Consider the following 3,016-nt stretch of genomic DNA (forward strand, 5'->3'; position numbering starts at 1 on the left):
AATGGAGCTATTGTAAAATCAATAGTAACTGGAGATTTACCAAGAAGAATTGCAGAAAGTTTTGGCATTAAATCTTATAATACATTGACAGGCTTTAAAAATATCTGTGCACTTCCAAACAAGTGGGATGAAACTAAAGAATCTCAATTTGTATATGGTTTTGAAGAAAGTATAGGATATGTTTACGGAGACCATGTTAGAGATAAAGACGGAGTAATTTCTTCTATGCTAATTGTAGAGATGGCAGCTTATTATAAAGCTAAGGGAATGACTCTTGTTGATTTATTAAATGAAATTTTTAAAGAATATGGTTATCACGCAGAACACCTTATGAGCGTTGTACTTGAAGGTTTAGAAGGCGCTGACAGAATTAAGAGAATGATGGAATTCTTTAGAAAGACTGATTTCAAAGAATTTGCAGGAATAAATTTAAAAGAGAGAATTGACTACAAAGACGGATATAAAGATATTGGAAAGAGCAATGTTTTAATTTACTATCTAACAGACGGTTCTTGGTTTGCAGTTAGACCATCTGGAACTGAGCCAAAGATAAAATTATATATCTATGTAGTTGATAAAGACGGAGAAGCAGCAAAGAAAAAGGTAGAAGACATAAAAGAGGATGTATTATCAAAGCTTAATTCAGTTGAATAGTGGAGGCTGACATGATATTGTTTTGTGAATTTAATCCAACTCTTAGGAAAGAATACAGAGTAGTGGATTTTGAAAAAAATAAAGTTAATACTTTTTCTGAAAATTTTGAATATCCAACTGGCGAAATTTTGGACTCTATGCTACTAGTGGATAAGCTTTCAGCTAATTCAACTCTTTTAACTTATCTTGGAGGGAAAACAGGAGAACTTTTTAAAAATGAACTAAATAAAAGGGGGATTACACCGGTTATAGTCCATTCCAAAGATGAGAGTATGGAAGAAATACTAATTAGGAGCAGAAGTCTTAAGACCACAATACGAGGAGAGTATCCGGTACTCACAAATGATGAAGAAGAAACTTTATTTAGTAAGTTTAACGAATTGCTACAAAATGCAAATATCGTATTGATAGCAGCTAAAGGAAATCCAAATATAGATTCTACACTTTATAAAAACTTTTTTAATCTCTGTTATAAAAATGGAGTTAGAGTTTTGACAGCTCCAAATGAGATTGAAGATGTAATAGATGTAAAGCCATATCTAATGGTAGTTGATAAAGAAGATTTAGAAAATTATACAAACTTTATAATAAAGACACAAAGTCAAGTGGTTAAAGCATCTAATATAATCTTTGAAAAAGGTGTTGGAGTGTTGGTGGTAAATTCACAGACAGGTGTCATGGTCAATACTAAAGGGGCAAGTTATAGAGTAGATTTTAATGATTTAAAATACTCTGTTAGCAAGTTTGACAAGAACAAGTTAAATGCCGGAATAGCTCTTGGAATTGAAAGAGGATATGACTTTGAGATGACTTTAAAACTGGGGATAGCTTGTGCTATAATTGAATCCGCAGTAAAAAATCGTGAAGCTGAAATGGCAGATTTGAAAGCTTTGATGAATGACATACATGTGCATATAATAAGGGGGGAAATGTGAAGAATTTTAGTTTAGATAGAGATAAAACATTGTTTTTATGTATTGATGTTCAAGATAAGTTGTTAAATGTAATGAGTAATAAAGAAGATGTATTAAAAAATGCAAAGATTCTTGCTCAAATGGCAAAAATAATGAATTTAGAAAGTATTTTTACAGCACAATATCCAAAGGGATTGGGATATAGTAACGAAGAATTAAAATCATTTTTACCTGAGGCAAAAGAAATTGGTAAAAAATCTTTTAGCTGTATGTTAAATGATGAATTTGTAGAAGAATTTAAGTCTAAAGATAAAAAACAAATTGTTGTTAGTGGAGTAGAATCTCATATATGCGTTCTTTTAACTGCAAGAGACCTTATAGCAAATGGATATGAAGTGTTTATAGCAAGTGATGCGGTTGGTTCAAGAAGTGACTTTAACTATAAGAATGCACTTCAAATGTTAAGTGAAATGGGATGTGTAATAACAAATACAGAAACAATTATGTTTGATTTAAATTCTGTTGCCGGTACTGATGAGTTTAAAGCAATTCAAAAATTAATAATGTAAGATTACTTTGTAATTTAAAACTAAAATATATAGGCTTGTCCTATATATTTTTTGTTTATTATTATATAATTTTGATAGGTGATAGAATGAAAATATTACATACAGCAGACTTGCATCTTGGGAAATCTTATAAAGGAGAAAATTTTTTATACTCTAAACAGAGAAGAGAAGAAATTTGGCAAAGTTTTTCAGATTTAATAAGTTATGCTAATTCAAATAATATAGAAATAATTTTAATAAGTGGAGATTTGTATGAGAGAGAATATTTCACATTAAATGATTTTAAAAGATTAAGTGATTTATTTTCCACTTCAAATTCGGAGATATATATAATAGGTGGAAATCATGACCACATAGATGAAAACAGTATGTTTTTAAAAGTTGATATGCCAAGTAATGTTCATTTATTTACAGTAGAGGAATATTTTGAATATAAAAATTTGAGAATTTATGGGATGACTTGGGATAGACAATTTAACTTTAAAAGAGAATTAAACTTTGAATTGAATAATAGGTTTAAAAATATTTTAATGTTACATTGTTCAGTTGGTTTTGAAAGTCATTTTCCTATTAGCGAAGAGTTGTTGAATGGACAAAAATTCGATTATATTGCACTCGGACATTTCCATGGGCATAAAAAAGTGGCGAACAGAGCATATTATTCGGGTGCACTCGAACCGTCACGATTTAAGGACGAAGGAGAGCATGGATTTTATGTATATGATTTAGAAAATGAAAATCAAGAATTTGTGAAGTTTGCCAAAAGAGAGTACAACACTTTTAAGATTGATGTAACGGATAAAAATGTAGATAAAATAAAAAATGAAGTATTAGAAATTTTAAAAGGATATAGAGCTGATTTTAATAAATTAATTTTAG

General features: G+C 29.6%; 3 protein-coding genes and 1 pseudogene. All 4 read left to right on the forward strand.

Annotated elements, in window-relative coordinates; all coding sequences use genetic code 11:
• Positions 1-654, forward strand: a pseudogene (locus SOR77_RS02770) (phospho-sugar mutase); the annotation flags it as partial.
• 11 nt (positions 655-665) lie between these two features.
• On the forward strand, positions 666-1,589 hold the full coding sequence (locus SOR77_RS02775) for a PfkB family carbohydrate kinase (RefSeq protein ID WP_320635670.1): 924 nt from the start codon (positions 666-668) through the stop codon (positions 1,587-1,589).
• Complete coding sequence (locus SOR77_RS02780; RefSeq protein WP_320635671.1) at positions 1,586-2,137, forward strand: hydrolase; 552 nt, start codon at positions 1,586-1,588, stop codon at positions 2,135-2,137. The genes SOR77_RS02775 and SOR77_RS02780 overlap by 4 nt, the downstream gene beginning before the upstream one ends.
• Before the next feature lie 86 nt (positions 2,138-2,223).
• Positions 2,224-3,016 (forward strand): metallophosphoesterase family protein (locus SOR77_RS02785; protein ID WP_320635672.1); only part of this gene is annotated, 793 nt, incomplete at its 3' end.

Origin of the sequence: Peptoniphilus sp., assembly GCF_034090345.1 — a bacterium.
Taxonomy (GTDB): Bacteria; Bacillota; Clostridia; order Tissierellales; family Peptoniphilaceae; genus Peptoniphilus.

Coding starts and splice junctions, on each gene's coding strand:
- SOR77_RS02775 (WP_320635670.1), top strand. CDS start 666: ATGATATTGTTTTGTGAATTTAATCCAACTCTTAGGAAAGAATACAGA.